This window comes from Citrobacter sp. Cf116, from assembly GCF_030336505.1.
Taxonomy (GTDB): Bacteria; Pseudomonadota; Gammaproteobacteria; order Enterobacterales; family Enterobacteriaceae; genus Citrobacter; species Citrobacter freundii.
The window spans coordinates 23344-38298 of sequence record NZ_JAOWEQ010000031.1 but is presented as its reverse complement, the minus strand read 5'-3'; the positions used below and the strand labels follow the sequence as shown (position 1 = coordinate 38298).

Annotated in this window: 12 protein-coding genes and 1 tRNA gene; 8 read left to right on the top strand and 5 right to left on the bottom strand. The window is 52.9% G+C overall.

Annotated elements, in window-relative coordinates; translation table 11 throughout:
- Positions 1-2 precede the first annotated feature (2 nt).
- Together OGV74_RS04990 and orn are read right to left on the bottom strand one after the other, a co-directional pair.
- Positions 3-78: transfer RNA gene (locus OGV74_RS04990), tRNA-Gly, on the bottom strand.
- Between the two features lie 185 nt (positions 79-263).
- Positions 264-809 (bottom strand): oligoribonuclease, encoded by a 546-nt coding sequence (gene orn, locus OGV74_RS04985; protein WP_003839477.1) that lies wholly within the window; start codon positions 807-809, stop codon positions 264-266.
- Positions 810-914: 105 nt separating this feature from the next.
- Here orn and rsgA point away from each other — a divergent pair, with 105 nt between their 5' ends.
- The 3 genes from rsgA (at position 915) to mscM (ending at position 6360) form a co-directional block, all read left to right on the top strand.
- Positions 915-1967: a small ribosomal subunit biogenesis GTPase RsgA gene (gene rsgA, locus OGV74_RS04980; protein WP_170974257.1), complete on the top strand. Its 1053-nt coding sequence runs from the start codon at positions 915-917 to the stop codon at positions 1965-1967.
- 92 nt (positions 1968-2059) lie between these two features.
- Complete coding sequence (gene asd / locus OGV74_RS04975; protein WP_032948369.1) at positions 2060-3028, top strand: archaetidylserine decarboxylase; 969 nt, start codon at positions 2060-2062, stop codon at positions 3026-3028.
- A gap of 17 nt (positions 3029-3045) precedes the next feature.
- Complete coding sequence (gene mscM, locus OGV74_RS04970) at positions 3046-6360, top strand: miniconductance mechanosensitive channel MscM (RefSeq protein WP_086504828.1); 3315 nt, start codon at positions 3046-3048, stop codon at positions 6358-6360.
- A gap of 65 nt (positions 6361-6425) precedes the next feature.
- On the opposite strand, the gene yjeM is transcribed toward mscM, so the two are convergent.
- Together yjeM and epmA are read right to left on the bottom strand one after the other, a co-directional pair.
- Positions 6426-7928, bottom strand: coding sequence for a glutamate/gamma-aminobutyrate family transporter YjeM (yjeM, locus tag OGV74_RS04965; RefSeq protein ID WP_086504827.1), 1503 nt, complete (start codon positions 7926-7928; stop codon positions 6426-6428).
- Between the two features lie 215 nt (positions 7929-8143).
- Positions 8144-9121: an elongation factor P--(R)-beta-lysine ligase gene (gene epmA / locus OGV74_RS04960; RefSeq protein ID WP_003830517.1), complete on the bottom strand. Its 978-nt coding sequence runs from the start codon at positions 9119-9121 to the stop codon at positions 8144-8146.
- 324 nt (positions 9122-9445) lie between these two features.
- Here epmA and frdA point away from each other — a divergent pair, with 324 nt between their 5' ends.
- Genes frdA through frdD form a run of 4 tightly spaced genes read left to right on the top strand, consistent with a single transcriptional unit; the run spans position 9446 to position 12736 of the window.
- On the top strand, positions 9446-11236 hold the full coding sequence (gene frdA, locus OGV74_RS04955) for a fumarate reductase (quinol) flavoprotein subunit (RefSeq protein WP_003025543.1): 1791 nt from the start codon (positions 9446-9448) through the stop codon (positions 11234-11236).
- Complete coding sequence (frdB, locus tag OGV74_RS04950; protein ID WP_003025540.1) at positions 11229-11963, top strand: fumarate reductase iron-sulfur protein; 735 nt, start codon at positions 11229-11231, stop codon at positions 11961-11963. The genes frdA and frdB overlap by 8 nt, the downstream gene beginning before the upstream one ends.
- A 10-nt stretch (positions 11964-11973) precedes the next feature.
- Positions 11974-12369 carry a fumarate reductase subunit FrdC gene (gene frdC, locus OGV74_RS04945; protein WP_003025537.1) on the top strand — a complete coding sequence of 132 codons (396 nt, stop codon included), beginning with the start codon at positions 11974-11976 and terminating at the stop codon, positions 12367-12369.
- Positions 12370-12379: 10 nt separating this feature from the next.
- The gene (frdD, locus tag OGV74_RS04940) at positions 12380-12736 is read left to right on the top strand and encodes a fumarate reductase subunit FrdD (protein ID WP_003025535.1); all 357 of its coding nucleotides are present in this window, start codon (positions 12380-12382) and stop codon (positions 12734-12736) included.
- Between the two features lie 42 nt (positions 12737-12778).
- On the opposite strand, the gene ampR is transcribed toward frdD, so the two are convergent.
- Entirely contained in the window at positions 12779-13654 is an 876-nt protein-coding gene (gene ampR / locus OGV74_RS04935; RefSeq protein WP_086504826.1) for a LysR family transcriptional regulator AmpR, read from the bottom strand.
- Positions 13655-13785: 131 nt separating this feature from the next.
- Between ampR and blaCMY the strand changes: the two genes are divergently transcribed.
- Positions 13786-14931, top strand: a complete 1146-nt coding sequence (blaCMY, locus tag OGV74_RS04930) for a CMY-2 family class C beta-lactamase (protein ID WP_286520425.1) — start codon at positions 13786-13788, stop codon at positions 14929-14931.
- Positions 14932-14955 lie beyond the last annotated feature (24 nt).

Sequence of the window (14955 nt, the reverse complement as noted above, 5' to 3'; positions counted from 1 at the left end):
TTTGGAGCGGGAAACGAGACTCGAACTCGCGACCCCGACCTTGGCAAGGTCGTGCTCTACCAACTGAGCTATTCCCGCAAATTTGTTGCTGTCGTAATTCGCATTTCTGCGTCGTTACGGGAGGCGCATTATACGAGAAATCCGTTTAGCTGCAACCCCCTTGAATACGTTTTTTTCGAAAATTCGTTCAAGTGATTACTTTGCAATCAAGCTGAACAATTTAGCGTCAAAAAGCCGGTGACGCAAGCCACCGGAGAACAAAATCAAAGCTTAATAAAATGTTCGCGATAGTAAGCAAGCTCAGCAACAGATTCACGAATGTCGTCCATCGCCTGATGTGTTCCCTGCTTGGTGAAGCCAGCCAGGATTTCCGGCTTCCAACGACGCGCCAGTTCTTTGAGCGTGCTGACGTCCAGATAGCGATAATGGAAATACGCCTCCAGCTCCGGCATGTATTTAAACAGGAAACGACGATCCTGACCAATGCTGTTGCCACAGATAGGTGATTTCCCTTCCGGAACCCACTCTTTCAAAAAAGCCAGCGTGGCCAGTTCTGCTTCACGATCGCCCATGGTGCTCGCCTTCACGCGTTCCACCAGCCCGCTACCGGTGTGCGTACGTACGTTCCAGTCATCCATTAATGCCAGTTGTTCGTCGGACTGGTGCACCGCAATTGTCGGTCCTTCTGCCAGAATATTCAGATTGGCATCCGTCACCAGCGTGGCGATCTCAATAATGCGATCGCGCTCGGGATCCAGACCTGTCATCTCCAGATCGATCCAAATCAGGTTGTTTTCATTGGCACTCATGCTATTTTCCACCCTTCAGCGTCACATTCAGTGTGACTACATTGATCTAAAATTGTGTGTATCATAAATGTTTTGCCCATCATGGGCGACCAGGAGCCAGTCCGATTGAGTAAGAATAAACTCTCCAAAGGCCAACAGCGCCGTGTGAACGCCAATCACCAGCGTCGTCTTAAAACGTCCACGGAGAAGCCCGACTACGACGACAACCTGTTTGGCGAAACCGCTGAAGGCATCGTTATCAGCCGTTTTGGCATGCATGCCGACGTAGAGTCTGCTGACGGTGAAATTCATCGCTGCAACATCCGCCGTACAATTCGCTCGCTGGTTACTGGCGATCGCGTAGTCTGGCGCCCGGGTAAAGCGGCGGCTGAAGGCGTGAATGTCAAAGGTATCGTTGAAGCGGTACACGATCGTACCTCGGTACTGACACGCCCCGACTTTTACGACGGGGTAAAACCTATTGCCGCCAACATCGACCAGATCGTTATTGTCTCAGCCATCTTACCCGAGCTGTCACTCAATATTATCGACCGATATCTGGTAGCCTGCGAAACGCTACATGTTGAACCAATTATCGTACTGAATAAGATCGATCTGCTGGATGATGAAGGCATGGCCTTCGTTAACGAACAGATGGATATCTATCGCAACATTGGCTATCGGGTGTTGATGGTATCCAGCCGTACTAAAGACGGCCTGAAACCGCTTGAAGAAGCATTAACCGATCGCATCAGCATTTTTGCCGGTCAGTCGGGCGTAGGTAAATCCAGCCTGCTCAATAATCTTCTCGGCCTGCAAGAAGAGATCCTGACCAACGATGTCTCCGACAACTCCGGTCTTGGACAGCACACTACCACGGCCTCTCGCCTGTATCACTTCCCGCACGGCGGCGACGTTATCGACTCCCCTGGCGTACGTGAGTTCGGACTGTGGCATCTGGAGCCGGAACAAATCACGCATGGCTTTGTCGAATTTCATGACTACCTGGGCCATTGCAAATACCGCGACTGCAAGCATGATACCGATCCAGGCTGCGCTATCCGTGAGGCTGTAGAAAAAGGGGCCATAGCCGAAACCCGGTTTGAAAATTATCACCGCATCCTGGAAAGCATGGCGCAGGTAAAAACGCGTAAAAACTTTTCTGATACAGACAACTGACAACTAAGCTAAGCATCGCTAGAATCGTCCCCCTTTTTTCAGGATCCGGCCCACATGCCGGATCGGGAACAAATTATGGCCTGGAGGCTACCTTGTTAAACTCATTTAAGCTTTCGCTACAATACATTCTGCCGAAACTATGGCTCACTCGCCTGGCGGGTTGGGGTGCGAGCAAACGAGCGGGATGGCTGACCAAATTGGTTATCGATCTGTTCGTGAAATATTACAAGGTCGATATGAAAGAGGCGCAAAAGCCGGACACCGCCAGCTATCGCACCTTTAACGACTTCTTTGTTCGCCCGCTGCGCGACGATGCTCGCCCGATTAATACAGATCCAAACGTACTGGTCATGCCCGCTGACGGCGTGATCAACCAGTTAGGCAACATCGAAGAAGACAAATTGCTGCAGGCTAAAGGGCACAGCTATACCCTTGAAGCGCTGCTGGCTGGCAACTATCAGATGGCGGAAAAATTCCGCAACGGTACGTTTGTAACCACTTACTTGTCTCCACGCGATTACCACCGTGTACACATGCCGTGTAACGGTATCCTGCGTGAAATGATGTATGTGCCGGGCGATCTCTTCTCTGTAAACATCCTGACTGCGCAAAACGTACCGAACCTGTTTGCCCGCAACGAACGCGTAATCTGTTTGTTTGATACCGAATTTGGTCCGATGGTGCAGATTCTGGTCGGCGCGACTATCGTCGGCAGCATTGAAACCACATGGGCTGGCACCATTACCCCACCGCGTGAAGGCGTTATCAAGCGCTGGACCTGGCCGGAAGGCGAAAGCGAAGGGTCGGTGGCGCTGTTGAAAGGTCAGGAAATGGGCCGCTTTAAGCTCGGTTCCACCGTCATCAACCTGTTCGCACCTGGCAAAGTTAACCTGGTTGAGCAGTTGCAGGATCTTTCCGTGACCAAAATCGGCCAACCAATGGCCATCTCGACCGAGACTTTCGTGACGCCAGAGACAGAACCGGCCCCGCTGGCGAAAGAAGAGATCGAAGCAGAACACGACGCCAGCCCGCTGGTTGACGACAAAAAAGACGAAAGTTAAACATAGGAATCGCTGCTGTGCGCCTGATTATCACTTTTCTGATGGCCTGGTGCCTCAGCCTGGGGGCGTACGCTGCGACGGCCCCCGATGCCAAACAACTCACCCAGGAACTGGAGCAGGCAAAAGCGGCAAAACCCGCTCAGCCAGAAACCGTCGAGGCGCTCCAGTCCGCGCTGAATGCCCTTGAGGAGCGGAAAGGCTCTCTCGAGCGCGCACAGCAATATCAGCAGGTTATTGATAACTTCCCCAAGCTGTCCGCAACGTTACGCGCACAGCTTAGTAACCTGCGCGATGAACCGCGCAATGTGCCAACCGGACTCTCTACCGATGCATTAAACCAGGAGATCCTCCAGGTTAGCAGCCAACTGCTGGAAAAGAGTCGTCAGGCCCAGCAGGAGCAGGATCGCGCCCGGGAAATCGCCGACTCGTTAAGCCAGCTTCCTCAACAGCAAACCGATGCCCGCCGCCAGCTCAATGAGCTTGAGCGGCGCATTGGTACCGCCAACGGCAATTCCGCGCAGAATCAGGCGATACAAGCTGAATCCGCCAAACTTAAAGCCCTGGTCGATGAACTGGAGCTGGCACAGCTTTCCGCCAATAACCGTCAGGAACTGGCGCGTATGCGCTCCGAACTGGCGGAAAAACAGAGTCAACAACTCGACACTTACCTGCAGGCTTTGCGCAATCAACTCAACAGTCAGCGTCAGCGTGAAGCAGAGCGAGCGCTGGAAAGTACAGAACTGCTGGCGGAAAACAGCGCGGGACTGCCGGAAGGTATTGTCGATCAGTTCAAGGTTAACCGCGAGCTGTCTCAGGCCTTGAACCAGCAGGCGCAACGTATGGACCTGGTCGCCTCGCAGCAGCGTCAGGCTGCCAGCCAAACGCTGCAGGTCCGCCAGGCCTTGAATACGCTGCGAGAGCAGTCTCAGTGGCTTGGGGTTTCAAATATGCTGGGAGAAGCGCTGCGCGCGCAGGTATCCCGTCTGCCGGAAATGCCCAAGCCCCAGCAGTTGGATACCGAAATGGCGCAGCTTCGCGTGCACCGTATGCGCTATGAGGATCTCCTCAACAAACAGCCGCAGCTGCGTCAGATTCATCAGGCCGATGGACAACCGCTGACCGCTGAACAGAGCAGTATTCTCAACGCCCAGCTACGCACCCAGCGCGAGCTGCTGAACTCATTGTTACAGGGCGGCGATACGCTGATCCTTGAGCTGACCAAGCTCAAAGTCTCCAACAGCCAACTGGAAGATGCGCTAAAAGAGGTCAACGAAGCAACGCACCGCTATCTGTTCTGGACGTCAGACGTCAGTCCCATCTCGCTCTCCTGGCCTGTCGACATCGTTCAGGATCTGCGGCGTTTGATCTCATTAGATACGTTTAATCAGTTGGGTAAAGCCAGCATCATGATGCTGACCAGCAAAGAAACACTATTGCCGCTGTTCGCGGCGTTGGTGCTGGTTGGCTTTAGCCTCTCTTCGCGCAAGCACTTCACCCGTTTCCTTGAACGCTCGTCCGCGCGAGTCGGGAAAGTCACCCAGGACCATTTCTGGCTGACAATACGCACGGTATTCTGGTCAATACTCGTCGCTTCTCCGTTGCCGGTGTTATGGGCAACGCTCGGTTACGGGCTGCAGGAAGCCTGGCCTTACCCGCTGGCTGTTGCTATCGGCGATGGCGTTACCGCCACGGTGCCTATGCTATGGGCGGTAATGATTTGCGCCACCTTTGCGCGTCCCAACGGTCTGTTCATTGCCCACTTTGGCTGGCCACGTAACCGCGTCGCGAAAGCCATGCACTACTACCTGATGAGCATCGGGCTGATTGTCCCGCTGATCATGGCGGTGATTATGTTTGATAATCTCAATGACCGAGAATTCTCCGCCTCACTGGGACGTCTGTGCTTTATTCTGATTTGCGGTGCGCTGGCGGTCGTGACCCTGAGCCTGAAACGCGCCGGGATACCGCTGTACCTCGATAAAGAGGGCAACAGCGATAACATGGTCAATAGTATGCTGTGGAATATGCTGATGGGCGCGCCGCTGATTGCCATTCTCGCCGCGGCAGTGGGTTATCTCGCCACATCGCAAGCCCTGCTGGCACGCCTGGAAACATCCGTGGCGATTTGGTTCTTATTACTGGTGGTGTATCACGTCATCCGCCGCTGGATGCTAATTCAGCGCCGCCGCCTTGCGTTTGACCGCGCCAAACATCGACGCGCCGAAATGCTGGCGCAACGTGCGCGGGGCGAAGAGGAACCACCTCATTCCACCAGCCTTGAAGGTACGATCGATGTAGATGAAAGCGAAGTGGATCTGGATGCAATCAGCGCGCAATCGCTGCGCCTGGTACGTTCTATCCTGATGCTTATCGCCCTGCTCTCGGTCATTGTGCTGTGGTCAGAAATTCATTCCGCTTTCGGCTTCCTGGAAAACATCTCGTTGTGGGATGTCACCTCCACGGTGCAGGGCGTGGAAAGCTTAGAACCGATAACGCTGGGCGCGGTGCTCATTGCTATTCTGGTGTTTATCATCACCACCCAGCTAGTGCGCAACCTACCCGCGTTGCTGGAGCTGGCGCTACTGCAACATCTGGATTTAACCCCCGGCACCGGTTACGCCATCACCACTATCACTAAGTATCTTCTGATGCTGATTGGCGGCCTGGTGGGCTTCTCGATGATCGGTATTGAGTGGTCCAAACTGCAATGGCTGGTGGCGGCTCTTGGTGTCGGTCTGGGCTTTGGTTTGCAGGAGATCTTCGCCAACTTTATTTCCGGCCTGATTATCCTGTTTGAAAAGCCAATCCGCATTGGCGACACGGTTACAATTCGCGATCTTACCGGTAGCGTGACGAAAATTAATACCCGTGCCACCACTATCAGCGACTGGGACCGCAAAGAGATCATCGTACCCAACAAAGCCTTTATCACCGAACAGTTTATCAACTGGTCGCTATCCGATTCGGTTACCCGTGTGGTGTTAACCATCCCGGCACCGTCGGAGGCTAACAGCGAGGAGGTTACGCAGATCCTGCTGACTGCCGCACATCGTTGCTCGCTGGTTATCGATAACCCGGCGCCAGAAGTCTTCCTGGTTGACCTGCAACAAGGAATTCAAATCTTCGAACTGCGTATTTATGCCGCTGAAATGGGGCATCGCATGCCGCTGCGCCATGAAATCCACCAACTGATTCTGGCAGGCTTCCGCGAGCACGGTATTGATATGCCGTTCCCACCGTTCCAGATGCGTCTGGAGAGCCTCGGCGGTAAGCAAACAGGCAGAGCATTAAGTTCTGCAGGAAGAGGCAGTCGCCCGGCGGGAAGTTTGTAAGCGGAAGGCTTCACTGTATCCGGCCTACTAAGATGCATCTTTGTAGGCCGGATTGGGCAGGTCGTTTATTCCACCGCCCACTCAGGTTCGTTGGCCGCGCGGCGGCTGTAGTTCTCATAAATCGCCATCGCCAGCAGCGAGAAGAAGATCGGGCCGCCGGTCATCCACAAGGCACTGTTCCAGTCCCGGGCTTCAATTACTGGCTGGATGATGGTGAACACGTTGGCAAACGTCACCACCAGAACGACCACACCCGTTGCCAGCAGCGTCGCCGCTCGGGTTTTAAAGACAACAAACGGTCTTTCCAGACCCGGACGGGCTTTAAAGAACGGAAACGCCAGCGCCAGGAACAGATACGGCAGCGTCATGGATACGTTCGCCATCAGCGTCAGTTTGTTATAGAACGCTGAAGCCGTATCGCCACCAAATGAAACCAACAGGATAAACAGGCTCACCAGCAGGCACTGTAACCACATTGCCGTCGTCGGCATCCCTACGGCATTCAGTTTGGTCATCGGCGCGGGCCACAACGCTTTCGGCGTGCCCTGAATAATCGCTTTCAGCGGTGAGTAGCTGAGGGTGAAAAAAGCGCCGGTATAGGCAAGGAACATGGAAAGCCCGGTAATACGTGCAAACCATACGCCCATCACCATCGCGGTCTCAGGGGAAAGATGCAGCGCATTACCCAACGTCATCCCGAGGCTCTTCATCAGGATATAAGTAATATTGCCGAGGTTGACCGAGCTATTGCTTAATACCTGCTGCCAGTTGGTGCTAACGCCCCATAAAAAGATGGCCAGTGAATAACCAACAGAAATGACAATAGCGGCAAAAACAATGCCTTTAGCAAAGTTCTTTTCTGGTTTTTCTGTTTTATCAACCAGTCCCCCTACAGCTTCAATTCCGCCATAAGCAAAAATGGCAAACACAACAAATGACAACATTGCCAGCCCGGACTGATATCCGGGATTAGGTGAGGAGATGAAATTAATATCCTGTGCAAACTGGCCACCAGTTAATAACAAAATAGCGACACTCACTAACAACAGAACTAAATTAAGACACATTACGGCAATTCCGCCTACTGCCGTAATACGCGCAATCTTATTAATACCCCGGGATGCCACGCAGGTCACCAGGATCATCCAGCCGACGGCGAGCAGCCCGACAACCTGCGTAGGCTCAAGCCCTGCAATACGCCAGTGCTGCGTCATGTCTGCGCCAAACAAGAAGGTTGAAAAAGGTACCCAGACTTTCGCCGCAGTACTGACCATCCATATCACATAAGAAGAAAACCACATAAACGTGCCGATAAAGGCATAGCGCGGTCCAACGCTATTATTCATCCACGAATAGATTCCACCCTCTTCTTTCCGATAGGCAGAACCCATTTCCGCCATCATTAAAGCAAATGGAATAAAGAATAATAATGCAGAAAATATATACCACGGTATTGCACTATACCCCATTAAATAGAATGCGGAGGGGCTATTAGCAAAACCGAAAACTGACGTAAATATCATGAGAATGAGACCTGGCAGGCTCATCTTTTTTATTGTTTGGGTCATTAAACCATCCCTTACTCTGGCAAGCGTTTAGCAAACGCCGCTCACCGGTTGGCACTGCTCTCTTTGCAGAGTTCAGCGATAAAAAAATCAACACAGAATTGATACCTAAACGATATCAAATATCCAGGTGTAAATTGTGGCTATTAGAGGGGGAAATGAAAAAATATGCTACAAAGTGGCGATTAAGCCGCCACTTTGTATTGCGGAAGAGTAAGTTATGCGCGATCGACGGTAAATGCGATAACCTCGGCCAGGCTCTCTGCGCCCAGCGCCAGCATTACCAGACGGTCAACACCCAGCGCCACGCCTGAGCAATCCGGCATGCCTACTTTCAGCGCTTCCAGCAGGTTGGTATCGATAGGTTGCTGCGGCAGACCACGTGCGGCACGTTTGCGGTTATCCTGTTCAAACCGTTGCTGCTGCTCGCGCGCGTCGGTCAATTCATGGAAACCATTTGCCAGCTCAATACCTTTGTAATAAACCTCGAAACGTTCAGCCACGCGGTGATCTTCGGTACTGATTTGCGCCAGTGATGCCTGGCTGGCAGGGAAATGATACACAAACGTCGGTTTGTCTTTACCAATATGCGGCTCAACGCCCATCGTAAACAGCAGCTGCAGTAAGGTGTCCCGGTCTTCTTCGGTATCGGCGATATTGCTGAGATCCAATTTCGCCGCCACTTCCCGCAGTTGGGTTTTATCCGCAGACAGCGGGTCTATCTCCAGATGACGCTGGAAGGCTTGCTGGTAAGAGAGGCTTTCCGCAGGCGAACAGTCCAGCACCTGCTGAAGCAAATCGTCCACCTCATTCATCAGCCGATACATATCGTAGTGCGGACGATACCACTCAAGCATGGTGAATTCAGGGTTATGATGGCGCCCCATCTCTTCATTACGGAAGCTGCGGCACAGTTGATACACCGGGCCGCACCCTGCCACCAGCAGGCGCTTCATATGGTATTCAGGGCTGGTCATTAAATAGAGATTCATCCCCTGGGAGTGTCCAGGGCCAACGAAACGCGTTTCGAACGGGAACAGATGGATGTCCGTTACCGTTGCCTGACTCATACAAGGGGTCTCAACCTCAAGCACGCCACGATCGGCAAAAAAGCGGCGAATCTCCGCTATAATTGCTGCACGTTTTAACAGATTGGGGATGGACGCGCTCGGCTGCCAGGTTGCCGTTTCGCTCATGGTTGTTTCTCCGATTTAAGACAAGGGCACGAAGTCTACTCGTATCGCGCTAACGAGACAAATTTCAGGCAGCAGTAATCAGCACTGGCAATTGGATAAAAAAAGCGACATAGGGTGGTTTAGTAATTAAATTAATCAAATTCAATGATAATTCCCCCCTGTGACACGCTAAAAAAATCGAACACGTCAAATTTCCCGCACATCCCTAAGACTATACTATTGTACCTATAAAGGAGCAGTGGAAACGCGTTCATAACCTGTTTGAAGCCGATGAAGCATCTGATTTCAGGCGGGGATGAAATAACAACAATCTGGAGGAATGTCGTGCAAACCTTTCAAGCCGATCTTGCCATTATAGGCGCCGGTGGCGCGGGATTACGTGCTGCAATTGCTGCCGCACAAGCAAATCCCAACGCTAAAATCGCACTGATCTCAAAAGTGTACCCAATGCGCAGCCATACCGTTGCTGCCGAAGGCGGCTCTGCTGCTGTCGCGCAGGATCATGACAGCTTTGACTACCATTTTCACGATACGGTAGCAGGCGGAGACTGGCTATGTGAGCAGGATGTCGTGGATTACTTTGTCCACCACTGCCCAACTGAAATGACGCAACTGGAACAATGGGGCTGCCCATGGAGCCGTCGTGAAGACGGTAGCGTCAACGTACGTCGCTTCGGCGGCATGAAAATCGAGCGTACCTGGTTTGCCGCAGATAAAACCGGCTTCCACATGTTGCATACGCTGTTCCAAACATCTTTGCAGTTCCCGCAGATTCAGCGCTTTGACGAACACTTCGTTCTGGATATCCTGGTGGACGAGGGTCATGCCCGCGGCCTGGTTGCCATGAACATGATGGAAGGCACGCTGGTGCAGATCCGTGCTAACGCAGTCGTAATGGCAACGGGCGGCGCTGGTCGTGTTTACCGTTACAACACCAACGGCGGCATCGTAACCGGCGACGGTATGGGCATGGCGCTGAGCCACGGCGTTCCGCTGCGTGATATGGAATTCGTTCAGTATCACCCGACGGGTCTGCCAGGCTCCGGTATCCTGATGACTGAAGGCTGCCGCGGTGAAGGCGGTATTCTGGTCAACAAAAACGGCTACCGTTATCTGCAAGACTACGGCATGGGTCCGGAAACCCCGCTGGGCGAGCCGAAAAACAAATACATGGAACTCGGTCCGCGCGACAAAGTTTCTCAGGCTTTCTGGCACGAATGGCGCAAAGGCAACACCATTTCCACTCCGCGTGGCGATGTGGTTCACCTGGACCTGCGTCACCTCGGCGAGAAAAAACTGCTCGAACGTTTACCGTTCATCTGCGAACTGGCGAAAGCTTACGTGGGTGTCGATCCGGTTAAAGAACCGATCCCGGTACGTCCGACCGCACACTACACCATGGGCGGTATCGAAACCGATCAGCACTGTGAAACCCGCATTAAAGGTCTGTTCGCTGTCGGCGAATGTTCCTCTGTTGGTCTGCATGGCGCTAACCGTCTGGGCTCTAACTCCCTGGCGGAACTGGTGGTCTTCGGTCGTATGGCCGGTGAACAAGCTGCGGAACGCGCTGCAACGGCTGGCGCTGCAAACAGTGCCGCTCTTGACGCACAGGTTGCTGGCGTTGAAAAACGTCTGAAAGATCTGGTTAACCAGGAAGGTAACGAAAACTGGTCTAAGATCCGTGATGAAATGGGTATCTCCATGGAAGAAGGTTGCGGTATCTACCGTACGCCGGAACTGATGCAGAAAACCGTTGATAAGCTGGCTGAACTGCAGGAACGCTTCAAGCGCGTACGTATCACTGATACCTCCAGCGTCTTCAACACCGACCTGCTGTATACCATCGAACTGGGTCACGGTCTGAACGTTGCTGAATGTATGGCGCACTCCGCGCTGGCGCGTAAAGAATCCCGCGGCGCGCATCAGCGTCTGGATGAAGGCTGTACCGAGCGTGACGACGTGAACTTCCTCAAACACACCCTCGCCTTCCGCGATGCTGACGGCACGACTCGCCTGGAATACAGCGACGTGAAAATCACCACTCTGCCACCGGCTAAACGTGTTTACGGTGGCGAAGCGGAAGCAGCCGATAAGAAGGAGAAGGCGAATGGCTGAGATGAAAAACCTGAAAGTTGAGGTGGTGCGCTATAACCCGGAAACCGATACCGCGCCGCACAGTGCTTTCTACGAAGTTCCTTATGATGAAACCACGTCACTGCTGGATGCGCTGGGCTACATCAAGGATAACCTGGCACCGGACCTGAGCTACCGCTGGTCCTGCCGTATGGCAATCTGCGGCTCCTGCGGCATGATGGTCAACAATGTACCGAAACTGGCGTGCAAAACCTTCCTGCGTGATTACACAAACGGCATGAAGGTTGAAGCGCTGGGTAACTTCCCGATTGAGCGCGATCTGGTCGTCGACATGACGCACTTTATCGAAAGCCTGGAAGCGATCAAACCGTACATCATCGGTAACCCGCGTACACCGGATCAGGGGCCAAACACCCAGACTCCGGCGCAGATGGCGAAGTATCATCAGTTCTCTGGTTGCATCAACTGTGGTCTGTGCTACGCCGCGTGCCCGCAGTTCGGCCTGAACCCTGAGTTCATTGGACCGGCTGCGATTACGCTGGCGCATCGTTACAACGAAGATAGCCGCGACCACGGTAAGAAGGAGCGTATGGCTCAATTGAACAGCCCGAACGGCGTCTGGACCTGTACTTTCGTGGGCTACTGCTCCGAAGTCTGCCCGAAACACGTCGATCCGGCTGCGGCCATTCAGCAGGGTAAAGTTGAAAGTTCAAAAGACTTTCTTATCGCTACCCTGAAACCACGCTAAGGAGTGCACGATGACGACTAAACGTAAAGCCTATGTGCGGCCAATGACGTCCACCTGGTGGAAAAAGCTGCCATTTTATCGTTTTTACATGCTGCGTGAAGGCACGGCAGTCCCGGCAGTCTGGTTCAGCATTGAACTGATTATCGGCCTGTTTGCACTCAAGCATGGTGCAGAGTCCTGGATGGGCTTTGTCGCCTTTTTACAAAACCCGGTAGTGGTAATCCTTAACATTATCGCCCTGGCAGCAGCGCTGCTGCATACCAAAACCTGGTTTGAGCTGGCACCAAAAGCAGCCAACATCATCGTAAAAGACGAAAAAATGGGGCCAGAGCCGATCATCAAAGGTCTCTGGGCAGTCACTGTGGTTGCTACAGTAGTCATACTGTTTGTTGCCCTGTTCTGGTAAGGAGTCCGGAATGATTAATCCAAATCCAAAACGCTCTGACGAACCCGTATTCTGGGGCCTGTTTGGTGCAGGCGGTATGTGGAGCGCAATCATTGCGCCGGTAATGATCCTGCTGGTAGGCATTATGCTGCCGCTGGGCTTTGTTCCTGATGCTTTCAGCTATGAACGCGTACTGGCATTCGCTCAGAGCTTCATCGGACGTGCGTTTCTGTTCCTGATGATCGTTCTGCCGCTGTGGTGTGGTTTACACCGTATGCACCACGCGATGCATGACCTGAAAATCCACGTGCCGGCTGGCAAATGGGTATTCTACGGACTGGCAGCTATCCTGACCGTTGTAACGGCGATTGGTATTCTGACCATCTAAGTACATGCGTTAATTATCAGGCCCGCCATTGGCGGGCCTTTTTTATTTGTGCAGCACCCCGGTCAACCAACGGGAAAATTCACGCATCGCGGGCGTCTCCGGGCGAGATTGCAAACGCGTTATCCAGTAGCTTCCCAAATCAATCTGCGTTAAAAACGGCTGAACGATACGTTCACTGCTGAGTAAATGCGTGAACATTCTGACTGGCGCAATTGCCACACCGATCCCCGCCTGAGCGGCTTCCAGCATGGTGACGGACGAATCAAACACCATCACATTGTGTGTCGGTGACGGAGGCGCCTCTCCGGCCGCCTGCATCCAAAGCGCCCATTCATCCCGCCGATACGATCGCAATAACGGAAATTTCAGGATGTCCGCAGGCGTTTGAATCTGCGAAGCCAATGTTGGCGAACACAGTGGAGACATCAGCGCGCTACATAAATATTGCGCATCGGTATCGTGCCAGGCTCCCCCACCGTAGCGAATGGTATAATCCAGCCCTTCGGCGGCGGGATCCACGCGATTATTATGGGTAGAAATATGCAAATCAATATGTGGGTAACTGCGCTTAAAATCGCTCAGAAGCGGGAAAAGACAGCCGATAGCAAAGGTTCCCACTACGCCAATTTTAAGTTTTTCCTGGGTCTGTTTAGTGGCAAAACGATCCAACATCCCCGCCATACGATCGAAGGAGTCATTAAGTATAGGTAACAGACTTTCCCCTTCAGTCGTCAACATTAATCCACGAGAACCGCGCACAAATAGCTGACAGTTCAGCTGCTGCTCCAACGATTTTACATGCTGGCTGATGGCAGAATGCGTCACGTTGAGCTCAATCGCAGCGCGGGTAAAACTGAGATGTCTGGCCGCGGCTTCAAAAGCCCGCAGCGAGTTAAGAGGGATATAGCTACGCGTCATCATTAAGCCTGTTAGAAAAACTTATATCTGCTGCTAAATTTAACCGTTTGTCAACACGGTGCAAATCAAACACACTGATTGCGTCTGACGGGCCCGGACACCCTTTTGCTTTTAATTACGGAACTGATTTCATGATGAAAAAATCGATATGCTGCGCACTGCTGCTGACAGCCTCTTTCTCCACGTTTGCTGCCGCAAAAACAGAACAACAAATTGCCGATATCGTTAACCGCACCATCACACCACTGATGCAGGAGCAGGCTATTCCGGGTATGGCCGTGGCGATTATCTACGAGGGGAAACCTTATTACTTTACCTGGGGTAAAGCCAATATCGCCAATAACCACCCAGTCACGCAGCAAACGCTGTTTGAGCTAGGGTCGGTCAGTAAGACGTTTAACGGCGTGTTGGGCGGCGACACTATCGCCCGCGGAGAAATTAAGCTCAGCGATCCGGTCACGAAATACTGGCCAGAACTAACAGGCAAACAGTGGCGGGGTATCAGCCTGCTGCACTTAGCCACCTATACAGCGGGTGGCCTGCCGCTGCAGATCCCCGATGACATTACGGATAAAGCCGCATTACTGCGCTTTTATCAAAACTGGCAACCACAATGGACTCCGGGCGCTAAGCGTCTTTACGCTAACTCCAGCATTGGTCTGTTTGGTGCGCTGGCGGTGAAACCTTCAGGTATGAGCTACGAAGAGGCAATGACCAGACGCGTCCTGCAACCATTAAAACTGGCGCATACCTGGATTACGGTTCCGCAAAGCGAACAAAAGAACTATGCCTGGGGCTATCGCGAAGGGAAGCCTGTGCACGTTTCTCCGGGACAACTTGACGCCGAAGCCTATGGCGTGAAATCCAGCGTTATCGATATGGCCCGCTGGGTTCAGGCCAACATGGACGCCAGCCACGTTCAGGAGAAAACGCTCCAGCAGGGCATTGAGCTTGCGCAGTCTCGCTACTGGCGTATTGGTGATATGTACCAGGGATTAGGCTGGGAGATGCTGAACTGGCCGCTGAAAGCTGATTCGATCATCAACGGCAGCGACAGCAAAGTGGCATTGGCAGCGCTTCCCGCCGTTGAGGTAAACCCGCCAGCACCTGCCGTGAAAGCCTCATGGGTGCATAAAACAGGATCCACAGGCGGATTTGGCAGCTACGTTGCCTTCGTTCCAGAAAAAAACCTTGGCATCGTAATGTTGGCAAACAAAAGCTACCCCAACCCGGCTCGCGTCGAGGCGGCCTGGCGCATTCTTGAAAAACTGCAATAACTGACAGAGGGGTCCGGTAAATCG